The 15,852-nt window shown below is 59.2% G+C and carries 14 protein-coding genes and 6 pseudogenes; 18 read left to right on the top strand and 2 right to left on the bottom strand.

Features of this window, described 5'->3' with window-relative positions; all coding sequences use genetic code 11:
* Window positions 1-53 precede the first annotated feature (53 nt).
* A pseudogene (locus tag B0G80_RS24220) lies at window positions 54-670 on the bottom strand (IS110 family transposase); the annotation flags it as partial.
* A gap of 160 nt (window positions 671-830) precedes the next feature.
* Between B0G80_RS24220 and tnpA the strand changes: the two are divergent.
* The 8 genes and pseudogenes from tnpA to B0G80_RS46440 all read left to right on the top strand — a co-directional run bounded on the left by tnpA (window position 831) and on the right by B0G80_RS46440 (window position 6,989).
* Window positions 831-1,163, top strand: coding sequence for an IS66 family insertion sequence element accessory protein TnpA (gene tnpA / locus B0G80_RS46035; RefSeq protein ID WP_258879216.1), 333 nt, complete (start codon window positions 831-833; stop codon window positions 1,161-1,163).
* Window positions 1,157-1,435, top strand: a complete 279-nt coding sequence (gene tnpB / locus B0G80_RS24215; protein WP_147309902.1) for an IS66 family insertion sequence element accessory protein TnpB — start codon at window positions 1,157-1,159, stop codon at window positions 1,433-1,435. Before tnpA ends, tnpB begins: the two co-directional genes overlap by 7 nt.
* A gap of 65 nt (window positions 1,436-1,500) precedes the next feature.
* On the top strand, window positions 1,501-2,586 hold the full coding sequence (gene tnpC / locus B0G80_RS47115; RefSeq protein WP_258879009.1) for an IS66 family transposase: 1,086 nt from the start codon (window positions 1,501-1,503) through the stop codon (window positions 2,584-2,586).
* Window positions 2,587-2,801: 215 nt separating this feature from the next.
* A complete protein-coding gene (locus B0G80_RS24200; protein WP_181920048.1) occupies window positions 2,802-4,061 on the top strand; it encodes a site-specific integrase in 1,260 nt (419 codons plus the stop codon).
* Window positions 4,058-5,002 carry a tyrosine-type recombinase/integrase gene (locus B0G80_RS24195; protein WP_116120274.1) on the top strand — a complete coding sequence of 315 codons (945 nt, stop codon included), beginning with the start codon at window positions 4,058-4,060 and terminating at the stop codon, window positions 5,000-5,002. The genes B0G80_RS24200 and B0G80_RS24195 overlap by 4 nt, the downstream gene beginning before the upstream one ends.
* Window positions 4,999-6,003, top strand: a complete 1,005-nt coding sequence (locus B0G80_RS24190) for a tyrosine-type recombinase/integrase (protein WP_309568779.1) — start codon at window positions 4,999-5,001, stop codon at window positions 6,001-6,003. The genes B0G80_RS24195 and B0G80_RS24190 overlap by 4 nt, the downstream gene beginning before the upstream one ends.
* A gap of 180 nt (window positions 6,004-6,183) precedes the next feature.
* Window positions 6,184-6,360, top strand: a pseudogene (locus B0G80_RS24185) (transposase domain-containing protein); the annotation flags it as partial.
* Between the two features lie 14 nt (window positions 6,361-6,374).
* On the top strand, window positions 6,375-6,989 hold the full coding sequence (locus B0G80_RS46440; protein ID WP_258879271.1) for a hypothetical protein: 615 nt from the start codon (window positions 6,375-6,377) through the stop codon (window positions 6,987-6,989).
* On the opposite strand, the pseudogene B0G80_RS24175 reads toward B0G80_RS46440, so the two are convergent.
* A pseudogene (locus B0G80_RS24175) lies at window positions 6,931-7,320 on the bottom strand (transposase); the annotation flags it as partial. The gene B0G80_RS46440 and the pseudogene B0G80_RS24175 overlap by 59 nt on opposite strands.
* A gap of 806 nt (window positions 7,321-8,126) precedes the next feature.
* Here B0G80_RS24175 and rfbB point away from each other — a divergent pair.
* From rfbB to B0G80_RS24125, 10 genes and pseudogenes are all read left to right on the top strand, one after another.
* A complete protein-coding gene (gene rfbB / locus B0G80_RS24170; RefSeq protein ID WP_116120268.1) occupies window positions 8,127-9,188 on the top strand; it encodes a dTDP-glucose 4,6-dehydratase in 1,062 nt (353 codons plus the stop codon).
* Between the two features lie 10 nt (window positions 9,189-9,198).
* A complete protein-coding gene (rfbA, locus tag B0G80_RS24165; RefSeq protein ID WP_116120266.1) occupies window positions 9,199-10,092 on the top strand; it encodes a glucose-1-phosphate thymidylyltransferase RfbA in 894 nt (297 codons plus the stop codon).
* Window positions 10,077-10,196, top strand: a pseudogene (locus tag B0G80_RS24160) (dTDP-4-dehydrorhamnose 3,5-epimerase family protein); the annotation flags it as partial. The gene rfbA and the pseudogene B0G80_RS24160, both read left to right, overlap by 16 nt.
* Before the next feature lie 58 nt (window positions 10,197-10,254).
* Window positions 10,255-10,627 (top strand): annotated as a pseudogene (locus B0G80_RS24155) (DDE-type integrase/transposase/recombinase).
* Window positions 10,606-10,839 (top strand): transposase, encoded by a 234-nt coding sequence (locus tag B0G80_RS48180; protein ID WP_408969413.1) that lies wholly within the window; start codon window positions 10,606-10,608, stop codon window positions 10,837-10,839. The pseudogene B0G80_RS24155 and the gene B0G80_RS48180 overlap by 22 nt, the downstream one beginning before the upstream one ends.
* A gap of 396 nt (window positions 10,840-11,235) precedes the next feature.
* Window positions 11,236-11,652: a hypothetical protein gene (locus B0G80_RS24145; protein ID WP_116120262.1), complete on the top strand. Its 417-nt coding sequence runs from the start codon at window positions 11,236-11,238 to the stop codon at window positions 11,650-11,652.
* A 52-nt stretch (window positions 11,653-11,704) separates the two neighbouring features.
* Window positions 11,705-12,409, top strand: a pseudogene (locus tag B0G80_RS24140) (IS21 family transposase); the annotation flags it as partial.
* Between the two features lie 233 nt (window positions 12,410-12,642).
* Window positions 12,643-13,824 carry a site-specific integrase gene (locus tag B0G80_RS24135; protein WP_258879008.1) on the top strand — a complete coding sequence of 394 codons (1,182 nt, stop codon included), beginning with the start codon at window positions 12,643-12,645 and terminating at the stop codon, window positions 13,822-13,824.
* Window positions 13,821-14,813, top strand: coding sequence for a tyrosine-type recombinase/integrase (locus tag B0G80_RS24130; RefSeq protein ID WP_116120260.1), 993 nt, complete (start codon window positions 13,821-13,823; stop codon window positions 14,811-14,813). The genes B0G80_RS24135 and B0G80_RS24130 overlap by 4 nt, the downstream gene beginning before the upstream one ends.
* On the top strand, window positions 14,810-15,814 hold the full coding sequence (locus B0G80_RS24125; protein ID WP_116120259.1) for a tyrosine-type recombinase/integrase: 1,005 nt from the start codon (window positions 14,810-14,812) through the stop codon (window positions 15,812-15,814). The genes B0G80_RS24130 and B0G80_RS24125 overlap by 4 nt, the downstream gene beginning before the upstream one ends.
* Window positions 15,815-15,852: the final 38 nt, after the last annotated feature.

Below are 15,852 nucleotides of genomic sequence, written 5' to 3'. Positions count from 1 at the left end.
ACCAGATGAGTTGACCTGGGTGAAACTCCGTAATAGTTGGGAGGCGATCAGGCTTACAAAACAGCCGATCTGACGTTGAAGGTCGTATGTGGGCGGCAAGCGCCCATGCGACTCGCACCAGCTTGTTGCCAAGCGCGCACGCCACGACATTTGGGCGCCGTCGGGTCAGCATGGAGCGCGCCCAGTCGGCCCTTGGGCCGCACTGTCTATCCAGACGACGCATGACGGCCCGCGCACATTGCACAAGCAGCCACCGAAGATATTTGTCGCCTCGCTTGCTGACACCGGACAGGTTGGACCTGCCGCCAGTGCTGTATTGACCTGGCACCAGCCCGAGCGAGACGGCGAAGTCCTGGCTGCATCCGTACTGCTTGCCGTCGCCCATCTCCGCTGTGAGCACGCTCGCGGTGACCGGACCGACGCCGGGAATGGTAAGTAGGCGCTGGCCGAGATCGTCGCTGGCAAGTTGTCGCGCCACCTCCTCTCTAATCTCGTCAAGTTCCTCGTTGAGGTATTTGATGTGCGCGTGCAGTCGCTCCAGGACCGCGATCAGGCGCGGCGGGAGCGGATGCTCGGCCAGCACGCTAGCCAGGCGCTTGACGGCAGCCTCACCCTTTGGCAGGCTGCCGCCGAACTCGAGCTGAAACCCGTGAATCGGATTGGTCGCGCGGTATCCCTCAGCGCATCCCGTCTTGAATGCACGTAAGCGCGGTGCGAAGGTGATGCCGTCGTAACGACGGAGCAACGCGATGGACGACGCAACGAGAGAGGCCGTACCGACGAGCGCACGACGCCCCCGGCAAGGCGAAGCATTCTGGCGCGAGATGGTCATGGCGCGGACCACGAGCGGACTGGGCCTTCGACGTTTCTGTCGTGAGCAGGGGCTCGCCGTCAGTACCTTCGGCCTGTGGCGCAAGAACCTCTCGAGCGAGCCATGTGCAGAGGCGCACCCGCTTGCGGTCACACCAGAAGCGGCATTTATCGTTTCCCATCCGGACGCCGCACCAGCCACTCCTGCTCCACCGTCGACGGCGGACGCTTTGTCGTGTTCGCGTGATCGGGTGACGTTGTCGCTCGCCGGTGTTCGCATCGAGCTGACCGGTGCTCATGCCGAGCGCATCGTGCGTTTTGTGCTCGGACAGCTCGGCGGTAGCCGGTGCTGATCGCAGCCGACGTCCGTGCGTATATCTGCCGTGAGCCGGTCGACATGCGCAAATCCATCGACGGCCTGTCGTATCCGGTTGAACCACTGCTTGCCCAGAACCCTGTCTCGGGCAATCTGTTCGTGTTCGTCGGGCGCGACCGCTCGAAAGTCAAATGCCTATACCGGGGTCGCACCGGCTTCACGCTCGCCGAACTCAACGCCTGGCTCGAAGGCATTGAGATCCCGGTACGCGAGCCGCATCACGCCGTCGCGATGACGCGCGTGAGCTGAACTCGCTGTCGCCTGCGCAGGTACAACGCTCCCCGATCTTGTAAACGTAACGCGAGTTGGGCATCATGATAGCCATGCCGCCCACCGCTATCACTGTCGCGGAATTGCCGGTCGAGCCCGACGCGCTGCAAGCGTTCGCGCTCGAACAGAACCGGTTGGCATGCGTGCTGTGGGAGCAGCTGGAAGCGCTGCAGCACCAGATTGCCCAGGCTAACCGTGCCCGCTTCGGGGGCAGCGCCGAGCGGCTGGCGGGCCAGGCGGAACTGTTCGATGCCACCACGGTGTTACCCGTTCCGCCCGAGCCCGCCGAGGTTCCGGTCGCAGGCCACACCCGCAAGGGACGTCCGGCCCTGCCGAAGGACCTGCCGCGCAAGCGCGTTGAATATGATCTGAGCGACGAGCAGAAGGCGGCATTCGATACGCTCAAGCGCATCGGCGAAGAGCGCAGCGAGACGCTGCACTATGAGCCGTCCACGCTCACCGTTATTGAGCATATCCGTTTCAAGTACGCGGCGAAGAAGGATGGTGAGTCGACCATCGTGACCGCAAGTGCCCAGCCCTCGCCGCTGCCGAAGAGCAATGCGAGCGCGAGCCTGCTGGCTAACATCCTGGTCAACACCTACGTCGATCACCTGCCTTTGAACCGGCAGGAGATGCGCTATGCACGACGCGGTGCGCACCTGCCCCGGGGCAACGCTGTGCGAATGGAAGCTGGCGGCAGCCGAACTGCTCGAGTGCTGCTGCCACCGCTACGGGGTCACCAGTTGCAGCCCCCCCGCATGCACGTGGATGACACGACGCTGCCGTTACTCGAGAAGGGTCGCACGGCGACGCGCACCACGCGATTATGGGGCTATCTTGGCGCCGGCCAACGCGAAGAGAATGGTGCCTGGGTCGACCACCCGCCGGCGGTCGTGTTCGAGTTCGCCGAATCGCGCTCCGGTTCGCATCCGCTGCGGTACCTGCAGAAGTACAAAGGTTGCCTGCAGGCGGACGCATACAGCGGGCATGGCGCACTTTACGAAACCGGAAACATCGTCGAGGTCGGATGCTGGGCCCATTGCCGCCGACGTGCCGGCTCAGGCGCCGCTCGCGAAAGCCTTCGGCTATGCGTTACGCCACTGGCAGGCTCTGATTCGCTATACCGATAGCGGTATCCTGCTGCCGGACAACAATGCGTAGAGCGGCAAATCAGACCAATTGCTCTCGGGAGGGACTATCGCTACTTTGTAGTTATCGAAGGTTAGCGCCGAAGTGACAGCGAGGCATCTGTTTTCAGGACCTGATGCGTGCATGGCAAGCGCAACAACCTTCCATAATTTGCATTACTTTCCTCGTGCAGTTTCAATTTTCGAGGAGAGTCGCCATGCCCAAATGCTCACGCCTTAGATCTGGCCATATTCTTGCCCGGCGATGGTTCGCCAAGGCCGGCCTGGAAGCGCATGCTGATGCGTACATTCGCTATTTGACGGAACATGGATATGCCGTACCGACCGTGGAATGCTACTTCCGCTGTGTCGCGCATTTTCTGCACTGGGCCGTACAACAACATGCTGCCTTTCACGATGTCGGCGATGCTTTGATCGACCGCTTCATCCACGGACATCTGCCTCATTGTCAGTGCGCGCCGAAGTGCCGGAGAACGAGCGCGGACGTCCACGCGGCACTGATGCATTTTCTTGACATGTACGGCATCGCTCGCGCAACGCGAGCTCCGATATTGTGCGCTTCGATAGATGCCGAACTGGCAATCTTCACCCAGTACATGATGGAAGTTCGTGGACTTTCCGAGAGCACGCGTCACGTCCGGCGGCGCCACATTGGTGAGTTCCTCGCGGATTGCTTCCACGAACAGCCAATCGAGATATCGAAGATCGCTCCGGCGGACGTAGTCCGCTTTGTCATGCGTCGCACACGCGGGCTCACCCCTGGCTCGGTAAAGAGCGTCGGCGGTTCGCTTCATAGCTATTTGCGTTTCAAGGCGATCAGCGGGACGCCAGTCACAGCTCTTATCGCAGCATTGCCACGAGTCGCCCTATGGCGCCTCGGTGGACTACCCGATGTTTTGTCACCAGAAGAGGTTCGGCGACTGCTCAGCGCGTTCGATCGCAGTAACGCTACCGGCATGCGTGACTACGCAATCACGCGCTGTCTTCTGGACCTGGGCCTGCGTCGTACGGAAGTCGCGCATCTGTGTCTGGACGATATCGATTGGCGCGCAGGAATTCTGACCCTTCATGGCAAAGGCAAGCGAATCGACATTGTGCCGCTACCCCGCCTGACCGGCCAGGCGATCGCAGCTTATCTGCAATACGGGCGTCCGCAGACCGCACGGCGCGAGATCTTCGTACGCCATAGACCACCGCTGAACGCCGGTGCTGACCTCGACATCGTACGAAACGCGGTACGTTACGCTGCCAAACGCTGCGGGCTGGAGCAGCGAGTGCGCGGCACGCATGTTTTTCGGCACACGATAGCCTGCCGGATGGCACAGAGCGGTGCTCCATTCAAGCAAATCGCTGACCTGTTGCGACACCGTGACCTCGACACAACTACCATTTATGCGAAGGTTGATCTTCCTTCGCTTCGGCGCGTGGCGCTTCCTTGGCCAGGTAGACGCTCATGAGGACACATACGCCGTTCTCGCGCTGGATCGATGAGTATCTCGCCGTTCGCCGGCAAGCCGGTTTTGCGCTCAACGTGGAGGAGCAGCAACTGCGACGCTTCGCGCACTTCGCTGAAGCACTTGGTCATCGCGGTCCTATAACCATAAAACTTGCCGCCCGGTGGGCGAGCAGTTCCACTAGCGGACTCCGGTTAACGGCGGCACGCAGAATCGAAGTAGTCCGACCTTTTTTCGCCTACTGCCGCCAGTTCGACCCCGCAACCGAGGTTCCGCCCCCCCGACTTTTTGGAAGTGCCCACCGACGGTTGGTCCCACACATATTTACGGATGACGAGATCCTTGGCCTGCTCGCTGCTTGCGACCAGCTGTATCCACCGGGCGGCTTACGCGGGGCTACCTGCGCAACGATCTTCGGATTGATGGCGGCAACAGGTCTCAGGATCTCCGAAGCTACGGGACTTGCCCGCACGGACGTTAATCTCGAACAACGGCTGCTGCAGATTCGGCATGCCAAGTATGGCAAATCGCGTTGGGTACCTATCCATCGCACCACGGCTGCAGCTTTGCTCCGCTATATCGGGAAGCGAGACCTCGATCCTCTCGCTGCCGACACCGAATCATTCTTCGTGTTCGACTACGGTCGCCCCGCCACGACACGGCGTGTCGAGTATGCCTTCAGGGTACTGCGTTCTGCCTTGCAATGGCACGCTCGCGGTGATCACCCTAGCCCGAGGCTGCATGATCTGCGGCACTCATTCGTCTGTCATCGGCTGCGGGATTGGTATGCCTGCGGACTGGATGTTGATCGTAGCATTCTTGCCTTGTCGACGTACCTCGGGCACGCCAAGGTCACGGACACCTACTGGTACGAAACAGCTACACCCGAGCTTCTGGAGATCGCGGCCCAGCGGTTTGTGCGCTCTGAGGGAGGTACATCGTGAAGCAACCAACCGTACAACCATTTCCCGTTCTGGTACAGAAGTTCTTTATGCAGCGGCTGCAGGAGCAGCGACACGTAAGTCCTCGCACCGTCATGGCCTACCGCGACAGCTTCCGCTTGCTGCTGGCCTTTGCGTATAAGCACTTGCACAAGCGACCTGCCGAGATCACGATCCAGGACCTCAGTGCACCATTCGTCCTCGAGTTTCTTCGACATCTCGAACAGGACCGGCACAACGCGATTCGAAGCCGCAATGCGAGGTTCGCAGCCATCCGCTCGTTCATGGAATACGTTTCATTCGAAGAGCCGTCGGCATTGGCCATCACGCAGTCTGTGCTGGCAATTCCCATGAAGCGCTTTGAGCAGCCCATCGTCGGATTTGTCTCCAGGCAGCATATCGAAGCCATCCTCGCTGCGCCGAATACCTCCACGTGGACGGGCCAGCGTGACCACATCATGCTGGCAACCCTGTATAACACCGGCGCACGCGTTTCCGAACTTCTGGAAATGCGCGGGTCCGATCTGGTATTCGGGCCCACCTCATGGGTACGCATCCACGGCAAGGGTCGCAAGGAACGCTCGGTTCCACTGTGGCCCGAGACTGCCAAGGAACTCAGGCATTGGATGCGGCAGTATCCGCGTGATCTTCACGAAGCGCTGTTTCCCGGTCGATCTGGCGACTCGCTCACGCGCGTCGGTTTCACTGAGCGACTGAAGCTTGCTGTACAGACTGCGTCACGGCAGTTTCCCGAACTTGCTAAGCATCGCATTTCTCCGCACGTTATTCGACATTCGGTCGCGATGCATATGCTGCAATCCGGCGTCGACATTACCGTTATCGCATTGTGGCTCGGTCACGAAAGCCCCGTCACTACGCATCGTTACGTTGAAGCCGATCTGCAGATGAAGGACCGGGCATTACAGGCCCTTCAGGCACCATCGCGCAAGGCTTTCCGTTACAAGCCGAAGGATGACCTGCTTCGGTTCCTGCAAGGCCTGTAGTTATGTATGGTCGATAGCCGGTGCCGGAAGCTCATCAATGTTTGCCTCGATGCCACGACCTCGTTAATCCGGGGGCGCGGCATCGTTTCACAAGTGTCTGCTCCCGCTATCCCGACAGAACTTTCCATAACTATGAAGTGAGGACAGGACCTGTTATGAAATCGTTTCTATAAGACGTCGAACTGGATGTTCGCAGGCTCACCGAGAGGCGCAAGAGCCGCAGCCACGATGTATTCACTGCTCGGTACGGCTCGCCTGAACGGCTTCGAGCCTTATGCATGGCTCAAGGACACACTTGAGAAGTTGCCGTCGTATCCTGTCAACCGCGTGCACGAACTGTTGCCGCTCGCCCGTTAAACGCCTACACATTCATGGACATTCTCGACTCGCTTCGGCAGGCGCCCAGCGCCGAGTTGTATCGCCTCTATCTCGCCATCGGCAAAATGCTGGACGACCCGCGACGCATTCTCGAGGTACGTCAACGCTTGCATCTGGGAATGGAGGTCAGCTATATCGGGGGCGATCCGCTCGCACCACCTTCGCACGGAACGGTGGTGGAGTTGAGGCAAACCCAAGCGGTGATCCAGGACAACCAGAGCCGTCAGCGTTGGTCGGTGCGATACGCGGCGGCTATTCCTGACACTGCGAGCGGCCCAACTCACGCGCCTCCGTCGCCGCCACCGCGAGCTCAGCGAGAGAAATTCTTCATTGGCGACACCGTCGGCTTCACCGACAAACATCTGAGCGAGCGGGTCGGCATCATCGTCCGGCTCAACGCAAAAACCGCGTCCGTCGCTGTTAATGATTCGGAAGGCCATTGGCGGGTCTCTTACGCTCTGCTGCGGAAGATCGTCGACATCTTACCGCGCGACACCGTCAACGCGGGTTCCGCTGACGGATACGTCGCGCGCACTCGATCGTGCTGGCGGATTCGCGCACGCGGTGCAAAGCCGACAAGGTTTGCTGGGATTCGGTCTTCGGCGTGACGAAGCGCATGGACGGGCGCGCTGCCGCCTCCGAGATCGGCTCGGCTTCGACGAAATCGTTGTTGTTACCCTTGACGAAGGGCCGTACGAATTCCGGCGAGATGAGCTTGACCTGGCGCCCGAAGGTGGTGAGTTTGCTCGCCATGTGATGGGCGACCGCGCAGGCTTCCATCACCACCGTGCAGGCGTGCAACGTCGCGAAGAACTCGACCAGTTGATTGCGGCTTACCTTCTTGGGAAACACCGCCTTTCCGGCCGTGTTCTGGCCGTGAAGGTGAAATACGTGCTTACCCAGATCGATTCCGACCAGCGTACGTCTTCCATGGCACACCTCCGCGAAGAAACTTCCTGCTGCGTACTCCGCTGCGAGGAGGGGGTGACCATCTCATTACGCTATCCGCTGAAAGTTTACTAGCGCAACGCTATGTCATTGAAAGCAAACGTGTCTTTCCGTCCTCGACGATAAACGCATGGAGATCTGTATAAGCCGAGCGTTTTAACCTCGTCGTACGCATTTCCCTCTCTGTGGCTTGTGTACCACATACATGCACTCCATGTCCGAACGACGGCAAAGGAATCACGCTGACTAGGCTGGAGCCGTCCGTGGGATATAGGAATTGATCATGTAAGTCCGCTTGTCCAACACCGCAAATATCTGGTCAATTTCTGCCACTTTTTACCACGACCCTCGATATTCGGCAATCATTCACCGTACCGGTCGAGCAGGCACGCGCTCTCTACATTCGTTACTTGCTCTCGTCCTACCTGCAGGACCCAAATTCCAAAGCAAGATTATGAAAGTCGGAATTCTCAAAATCAGTCACATTGGGCTCGCGACAAAGTCATGCGGGGCGACTCTCACTAGCCCACCGTACAAATTTTCCGACTAGAGCTTCCTTTATATGCCGTAGCAGTCGTTCAACATACGCTCGCCAATAGCGATGGATACGTCGGGTTCAGTCTGCACGTAGCATTGGTAGTGGGAGTCGCTCCGTACGCACATTGTCCGGTGGCTACGGATCAGATCAAAAATAGCATTACCGACCTCGTTGAGGCATTTAAAATGGCCAAAAATTTCATGCAAAGACATTTCAGAAAAGTAATTGAATTCAGCCCCGTACGTCCGAAGGACAATTCATGATTCTGGTAACGGGCGGCGCCGGTTTTATCGGCGCCAATTTCGTGCTCGACTGGCTCAACGCGTCGGACGACGCGGTACTGAACGTGGACAAGCTGACGTACGCCGGCAATCTGGGTACGCTCAAGTCGCAACAAAACAATCCGAAGCACATTTTCGTGCGCGCGGATATCTGCGATCGCGCCGCGCTCGACGCGCTCTTCGCGGAGCACAAGCCGCGTGCCGTATTGCATTTCGCCGCCGAGAGCCACGTGGACCGTTCGATTCATGGCCCGGCTGATTTCGTGCAAACGAACGTGGTGGGTACCTTCACGTTACTGGAAGCGGCCCGTCAGTACTGGACCGCGCTCGGCGAGGCCGACAAGGCCGCGTTCCGCTTCCTGCACGTGTCGACCGACGAAGTGTTCGGCTCGCTGTCCGCGACCGATGCGCAATTCTCCGAGACCACGCCGTACGCGCCGAATAGCCCTTACTCGGCCACCAAGGCGGGTTCCGACCATCTGGTGCGCGCCTACCATCATACGTATGGCCTGCCGGTGCTCACCACGAACTGCTCGAATAACTACGGTCCGTACCAGTTCCCCGAGAAACTGATTCCGCTGATGATCGCCAACGCGCTCGGCGGCAAGCCGCTGCCGGTGTATGGCGATGGTCAGAACGTGCGCGACTGGCTGTATGTCGGCGACCATTGCAGCGCGATCCGCGAAGTGCTCGCGCGCGGCGCGCCGGGCGAGACGTACAACGTCGGTGGCTGGAACGAGAAGAAGAACCTCGAGGTCGTCCATACGCTGTGCGACCTGCTCGATCAGTTGCGTCCGAAGCCGGGCGCGTCGTACCGCAACCAGATCAGCTATGTGAAGGATCGTCCGGGCCACGACCGCCGTTATGCAATCGACGCCCGCAAGCTCGAACGCGAACTCGGCTGGAAGCCTGCGGAGACGTTCGAGACGGGCCTCGCGAAGACGGTCCAGTGGTATCTGGACAATCAGGAGTGGTCGGACGAAGTCGCCTCCGGCGACTATCGCAAGTGGGTTGAGACCAACTACGCGCAGCGCGCGTAAAGGCACGGCAATGGCGCGCAAAGGCATTATTCTCGCGGGCGGTTCGGGCACCCGCCTGTATCCGATCACGCATGTGGTTTCCAAGCAGCTGCTGCCCGTCTACGACAAGCCGATGATCTACTATCCGCTGTCCACGCTGATGGTGGCGGGCATTCGCGACGTGCTGATCATCTCCACGCCGCAGGACACGCCGCGCTTCGAGGCGATGCTCGGTGACGGCAGCCAGTGGGGCATGAACATCCAGTACGCGATCCAGCCGTCGCCGGACGGGCTCGCGCAGGCGTTCATCATTGGCCGCGATTTCGTGGGTAACGATTCCTCAGCGCTGATTCTTGGCGACAACATTTTCTACGGCCACGATCTCGCGAAGCAGCTCGAGCGCGCCAACGAGAAAGCGGAAGGCGCCACGGTCTTTGCGTACCACGTGCACGATCCTGAACGTTATGGCGTGGTCGAATTCGACAGGCAGTTCCGCGCGCTGTCGATCGAAGAGAAGCCGGTCAAGCCGCGTTCGAACTACGCGGTCACGGGTCTGTACTTCTACGACAGGCAGGTCTGCGACATTGCGGCGGACATCAAGCCGTCGTCGCGTGGCGAACTCGAAATCACCGACGTCAACTCGCGTTATCTCGCCAACGCCGCGCTCGAAGTGGAAATCATGGGTCGTGGTTACGCGTGGCTCGATACCGGCACGCATGACTCGCTGATCGAAGCGGCGACCTTCATCGCCACGCTGCAGAAGCGACAGGGTTTGGTCGTCGCGTGTCCGGAGGAAATCGCTTACCGGCAGCAGTGGATCGACGGAGAGCAGCTGCAGGCGCTCGCCAGACCGCTCGCGAAGAACGCTTACGGCAAGTATCTACAAAACCTTCTTACGGACCAAGTGGCATGGCCATCCAAGTAACCGCAACCGCGCTGCCTGAAGTCAAGATCATCGAGCCCAAAGTGTTCGGCGACGCGAGAGGTTTTTTCTTCGAGAGCTTCAATGCGAAGGAGTTCCCCGGGCTCCGACGCAATAACGCGGTCCGCTATGATGTGCGGAACAAGATGAACGACAGAAACCTTGATGAACGCGTTAAATCCGGCCGTGGCACGGGTGCTCAAACGGCTACACTATCCGCTCGACGTGATGTTGACTTGTGTCCGGTGGTATGTAGCTTATCCCTTGAGTCTGCGCCGTCTTGAACAGAGCGATCAATGCCGATCGTTCAGGGCCCATCAAGATCCGCTGGTCCAAATATCTCAACAACCTGGTCGAGCAGGACCATAGGGCAATCAATTGACGGACGCGACCGATGCTCGGTCTCAAGTCTTTTCGCTGTGCCCGGATCCTGCTCGCCGGAATTGAGCTGATGCATATGATCGCAAAAGGTCAGATCCAGTGTGGTCGCGGACCCCATCGGTCGGATGCTGATCAATTCTACGAACTCGCAATATAAGCAGTACTTCGTATATCGATCTCGCTCGCTCGTTCAGCATTACCGCGACAAAGCCCACGCTCACGCTGAGCGACGCAATCGAGCGACTCGAACGGTATGCGCGTCGCTGGACGATTGAATCCTCGCATCGTGTACTTAAAAACGGATGCTGTATCGACGCGCGCCATTTCGGCAATCTCGAGCTTCATACGCGCTACCGCGTTATTTGCTGATAAGCTGGCGCATTATGTACGCCACACTGCTCTGCTCCGCCGCGCCGATCCGGATGTGTCGTGCGAAGTGCCGCTTCAGCCCGACGAATGGCGAGCGCTTTACTGCTGCGCCAACCCGACCTCAAGACCGCCGGCGACAACGCCATCCCAGGTGAAATAGTGCCGTGGATCGCTAAACTCGACGGCTATCTGAGCCACCAGCACGATCCCCCGCCTGGACCCACAGCCATGTGGCGGGCCTTCCTTGTGCCCCGCGAAACCACCGAGGCGTGCCGGATATCTATTTAGCCAGCACGGGTGACCTCCCACAAGATGTGGGCAATCCCGAGATCCGTAAGCGTGTCCTGACGGCCACCTTGCTTTAGCATTCGGTCTTCTGCTATGAGGACCGACCGCATGCCGTTTGAACCGCTTTTCGTTTCCAATCGGGTTGTCGCCATCATTGTCCCAAAGACGCCGTTCGTCGCGTGGATCAACGCAGCGGACCCTGTTCCGGCGAACCCCACCGTCACACTCGCGGATGCACAGGAGGAGCCATCGGCCTTTCTGATCCCGACGAACGAGGCCGACGACCCGGACCAGCCTGGCAAGCGCTGGATTCAGCGTAGCTGGAAGGCGCTCTTCGAGCAGATGCTTGAGGACTGGTACACCGATCCGGCACTGTGGCCGCGCAACCGGACCATCGGGATGTTCCGGGAGTGGTGCGACATCCGCATTCACTCCATCGTGCTGGACTGTGGCGATACGCCGATTGAGTCCCCGGCGGTCGGTCAAATTCCTCCGGGTATGGTCACTTCAAACTCCCCCACCTGACGACCGTCGGCTGAGCCACTAAAGCCGCCGGGAGAGGTGTTGCAGGACGTCTATCTTCGTCTCCTTCGAACAAGAAGGAGTTCAGGGAGTGAACGTCTTGAAGCCGCACCTGCAAAGCACCGTATTCACATTACTCGTGCGCAACAAGAGCCAGCGCCAGATCCAGCGGCTCACGGGCATCGACCGCAAGACGATTCGTCGCTATCAGGCGATGTTCGAGTCGGAGAAGTCCGCTTCGGCAAACTCCCCCATGGTGACCACCGGCTCTGAAACGGCCGTCACGCAAACTCCCCCACCGCCGCGACCACCGGCTACCGACGGTTCCAGCAAGACCACAACGTTCAATTTCGCCCGCTCCGCAAGCGAACCGCATCGCGAGTGGATCGAACAGCAGGTCCGCCTGAGGCGCAACGCGCAGGCGATCTATCAGGATCTGGTCGATCAGTTCGCATTCACCGCGAGCTACGAGAGCGTCAAGCGTTTCGTGCGCGCCTTGCGCCACACTGATCCCGAGCAGTTCGACCGTCTCGCGTTCGCCCCCGGCGAAGAAGCTCAAGTTGATTATGGCGAAGGTGCACTGACCCGCGATCCGAAGACCGGCCGCTACCGACGCCCGCGGTTGTTCGTGATGACCCTGCGGTACTCGCGGCGCAGTTTCCGGCGCGTGGTCTGGAAGTCCAGCAAGCAGGTCTGGGCCCAGCTTCACGAAGAAGCCTTTCGTTACTTTGGGGGAGCGGTCAGCTACGTTGTGCTCGATTTTGTTGCCGGCAACAAAATCGATGTTCTGTGCCCGTGGCCGTTATGTGGCCTTTCCCCTCGAACCGACCCCCTGAAGCTGCTTGGTTGCCTTTCGACAGGAACATAACGAGGTAGCTGTGGCATCTTGATCTTCCCACTTTACTTGGGAGATTGTCATGCTCGAGAATTACTACTTTCGTCCGGCGACCGTTGATCGCATTCGGACGTCTTGGATCGCACATCGAGCAATACGTGAACTGGCTGACAGAGCACCACTACACGGCGCGTAGCGTACTGCATCGCGTTCCAGTGCTGTTTAGCTTCGGCGACTACGCAAAGGCGCACGGCGCGAATGAGCTCATGCAACTCAGCGATCATGTCGAACCGTTTGTGCAAGATTGGATTCGGCGGCATGGGCGTGGACGAAGTGCTTCTCGAAGAAGCCGATTTGCCCATGAGGTGCGCAATCCCATTTGCCAGATGCTGCATCTGGCGATTGACGGATATGACGGCCCTGGTCGTCCGCACAAGCCAGATAACCCGTTCGAACGGCAGGCTCCGCAATTCCTGATGTACCTTGTCGAGGAGAAGGGACTTCGCCCGCGTACTATTCTCCAATACCGCTTCCATCTTCACCAGTTCGCTGCCTACCTGGAGCGCACCGGCATCGGTCTACGAGCCGTATCGCCGACCGTGATCAGCGGTTTCATCACCGAGTACGGCCCGCGTGTTGCCTGGACGACTCTTCGCAATGCCTGCGGAACATTGCGAGTCTTTTTGCGCTACCTGTATCGTGAAGGAGTGCTTTCCAAGGATCTCAGCTCGCTCGTCGAGTTTCCACAATCGTACCGACACGCAGGAATTCCGCGGTCAATCAGTTGGGATCAAGTCGAGAAGGTCTTGGCGAGCGTTGATCGACGTTCGCCCTGCGGTAAGCGCGACTACGCGATGCTGTTGCTGCTTTCGACATATGGGTTGCGGGCCTGCGAAGTTGCCGCACTTACCCTCGACGATATCGATTGGCGCAACGAGCGATTTAGAATCCGCGAGCGCAAGGCCGGCAACACCACCACTTATCCGCTCTCTGCGGTGGTCGGCGCCGCAATCATCGACTACCTCGAGAACGGCCGCCCGGTGACAACGGATCGTGAGGTGTTCATGCGCATGGCGGCGCCGCTCGCCCCGATTGGCCATGCGGCAGTGGTATCTCGAGCTGCCCACTTCATCCGCAAAGCCAGTATCAACGTTCCACGCGCCGGCTCACACGTACTCCGTCATAGCTGCGTTCAGCGCCTGCTCAACGCTCATTTCTCGCTCAAGCACATCGGCGACTATGTCGGCCACCGCAACATCTCGTCGACCCAGATCTACGGCAAGCTTGCGATCGAGCAATTGCGGTATGTCGCGCAAGGCGACGGGGAGGATGTGCTATGACACCCCGTACGCGCTTTAAGAGCTTCCTTCGGCTGGATCTCGAACAGTTCCTCGCCCACAAGCGTTCGTTGGGGCGGCGATACGATGTCGAAGAGAAGACGCTCGCGCTGCTCGACGCCTACCTGCTGCAGAAGCGCATTAGTCGCATCTCTGAAGTGACGCCGACCCTGGTGGACGAGTTCCTGCTTTCGCGTCATCGGCCGCGCGCGAGAAGCTATAACCACCTGCGCTGTACAGTCGGCAGGTTCTTCTCGTATCTCATCGACCGCGGGAAGCTTGTCGCGACGCCGTTGCAATCACCACCGCGTCGATCAAGATATGAGCGGACGCCGTTTATTTTTGACATGGCAGCGGCCCAGCGGTTGCTCGCACTCGCCAAGACCCTTCCCGACAAGGGCGGCACCATGGACCGGGGCAGCACCTACTTCGCCCTTTTCGCCGTCTTGTATGGGCTCGGATTGCGCGTCGGGGAAGCCTGTCGGTTGCGTATCAAGGACGTCGACCGTGAACGGCAACTGCTGGTCGTCCGAGAAACGAAGTTCTACAAGAGCCGTCTCCTTCCCTTCGGCCCGAAGCTCGAAGCGTTGCTTGTCGAGCATGTGCGTCGGCGCCAGAAAGAGGACACACGCGCAGCCCAGGATGAGGCCCCGTTGTTCAGCCTGCGTGGGGGGCGGCCAATCAATCCGTGCACTGTCAGCCAGACCTTTCACGCCCTCGTTCCCAAGCTTCATCTGGATATTGCGCCAAGTGTTTCGTATCCGCATCTTCACGATCTACGTCATGCCTTCGCTGTCGGCGTACTCACCCGCTGGTACCGCCTCGGCCTTGATCCGCAGGCAAATCTCCTGGCGCTTTCAACGTTCATGGGCCACGTCGATGTGAGTTCCACCGCGGTGTATCTGTCGACGACACCAGAACTCCTTGAGCAGGCCAATCGTCGTTACGAGGCGTTTGCCGTAGCAACTCTCAGGGAGGTTCTCTCATCATGACACTATCTCTCGGCTCGTTGGTACAGTCATTTTTTACGGACTATCTCCCGGTGCAGAAGGGTCTGCGCCAAGGTTCGATCCGAAGTTATCGTGACACGATCCGCCTGTTCCTGTGCTTTGTGTCCGAACAACGTGGTGGTTCGATTGCATCCTTGGCCATCGAGGACCTGAGCTTCGACCGGGTTCTTGCATTCCTAAAATACCTGGAACAGCAGCGCGGCAACTCCATACGTACCCGCAACCAGCGGCGCGCGGCGCTGAATACCTTTTATTCATACCTCGCCTTGCGAGTTCCGGAGATGCTTGCAGCCTGCCAGCGAATCGCGGCAATCCCTGTCAAGCGAACATCACTGCCTGACACCCATTACCTCGAGCGCGAGGAAGTGACGGCACTGTTTCGCTCTCTTTCAAAGCAGGGACGTCTCGCACTTCGCGATCGCACGCTATTTCTCTTTCTGTACAACACCGGTGCCCGGGTGCAAGAGGTCGCCGATCTTCGGATGGAGCATCTCGATTTCGTCGCACCAGCCAAGGTCCACCTGCACGGCAAAGGCGACAAGTGGCGCGTCTGCCCACTCTGGGAAGAGACAGTGAAGCAACTTCAACAACTGCTTGCGGAGCAGCACACATTGCCAAACGGCTATGTCTTCTGCGCGGTACGAAACCGTCCCCTGACGCGCTTCGGCATCTACAAGATTGTCCGACGACACGGCGCAACGTGGGACACAGGAAGCCCGCAGCCTCGACGCGTAAGTCCGCACCTGTTTAGGCATACCGCGGCGGTCCACCTGCTCGAATCCGGTGTTGAGGTCAATGTCATTCGTGGCTGGCTTGGACACGTCAGTCTCGATACCACAAACCGCTATGCCGAGCTGACGTTACGGGCCAAGGCCGAAGCATTGCGTGCCTGCGAGGTGAATTCTGGAGTTTCGGCGGCATCCCGCGCTCGCACCGCCTGGAAGGATGATAAAACTCTCCTCGAATGGCTCAATTCGCTGTAGCCCGTTATGTGTTCACACATTCGCAGTCCACCGCCTCG

The organism is Paraburkholderia sp. BL6669N2 (assembly GCF_003387275.1).
Lineage (GTDB): Bacteria > Pseudomonadota > Gammaproteobacteria > Burkholderiales > Burkholderiaceae > Paraburkholderia.
The sequence above is the reverse complement of the archived record's forward strand: the minus strand, read 5'-3'. Positions and strand labels throughout refer to the sequence as shown.